This window comes from Nocardiopsis lucentensis DSM 44048 (genome assembly GCF_000341125.1).
Lineage (GTDB): Bacteria > Actinomycetota > Actinomycetes > Streptosporangiales > Streptosporangiaceae > Nocardiopsis > Nocardiopsis lucentensis.
The window spans coordinates 1-1,158 of record NZ_ANBC01000922.1; the positions used below are offsets into that span (position 1 = coordinate 1).

Sequence of the window (1,158 nt, forward strand, 5' to 3'; positions counted from 1 at the left end):
GCCGGTTCCCCGCCCGTAAGCTGCACATCCTCGGCTACCCAAAGCTGGACCCGATCTTCAACGGGGAGGTGGCCGCCCCGGAGCGAGATGAGCGGATCCGTGTCGTGTACGCACCCACCCACGGCGGCGGGTCGGAACGCTGGCCAGAAGGCAACCCGGATGCGCCCGGCGCGGGTGCGACATCGTGGTGGCGCCGCGACGAAGTCATTGGTCTGCTCGACGAGGATGTGTTCGACGTCGTGGTGGCACCGCACCCGCGGCACGCCTCTGGGAAGCAGGCGACGTTCGAGCAGTACGTCGGCGCGGACGTAGTCATCGCGGACGGTGGGTCCACGATCTACGAGGCGTGGTGTCTGGGGATCCCGGTGGTGATGCCGGCGTGGATGACCCGGGTGCGGAACGAGAGTCGCGATGGGGGGCGGACGTTGGAGGCGCGGGTGTACCGGCAGCGTCTGGGCTATCAGGCGGACGCGCCTGGCGATTTGGTGGAGATGGTGGGCCGCGCCGCGGGGGAGGGGATCGGTGCCCGGGAGCGGGAGTTCGCTGACACAGTGATCCCCTCGGAACTGCGCGGCCAGGGGGGCAGGATGTGGGCGGAGTTCCTCGCCGGGTTGGAGGTGGGCGAGGTTCCGCAGGTGGGGTGTGTGGATCCGCGGGCGGTACTCCAGCGGTGAGAGCTACCACCAGAGGTAGGTGGTGGCCCAGACGATTCCGGCGGCGCAGGCGAGCATGATGAGGGCCGCTGTGGTGTACCCGGCCCGGTAGCAGCCGCGGTTGGTGCGGCGCGTGGTTTCAGTTCGGGCGTCGCGTTGGGCGACGAGGAGCGCGGCTTGCCAGTATGCGGCGTCCGGTGAGGCGGGGCGCTGGCTGTGGGGGATCTGTCGGAGCGCGTGGTGGATGCGTGGGTCGCCGCGGGATATGAGGGTGCGGGCGCGCAGGTCGTGACCGGTCACAGTTACTCCTGGACGATCCGTGCGTTCGACAGGTCCAGTTCCAGGTTGATGGACTGACCACGCGTGCGCACCGCCCACCCGTTCTCGTTGATCCCGCTGACGATCTCCGGGCCCTGCCAGCTCACCACTCGAGCATCGCGGATCGTGACGGGCAGCTCCCAATCAAGCCCTGCGGGAAGACGGTCGGCGGGCAGATGATTGGCGG

General features: G+C 69.1%; 3 protein-coding genes. 1 reads left to right on the forward strand and 2 read right to left on the reverse strand.

Translation table 11 applies throughout. The annotated features are described in order from the left end of the window. Positions 1–674: glycosyltransferase family protein (locus D471_RS37335; protein ID WP_017602346.1), on the forward strand; the 674-nt coding region annotated here is incomplete at its 5' end. A gap of 3 nt (positions 675–677) precedes the next feature. Here the strand turns inward: D471_RS37335 and D471_RS0131760 are convergent. Then, a complete protein-coding gene (locus D471_RS0131760; protein ID WP_017602347.1) occupies positions 678–953 on the reverse strand; it encodes a hypothetical protein in 276 nt (91 codons plus the stop codon). Between the two features lie 2 nt (positions 954–955). Beyond that, positions 956–1,158 (reverse strand): hypothetical protein (locus tag D471_RS41485; RefSeq protein WP_206538994.1); only part of this gene is annotated, 203 nt, incomplete at its 5' end.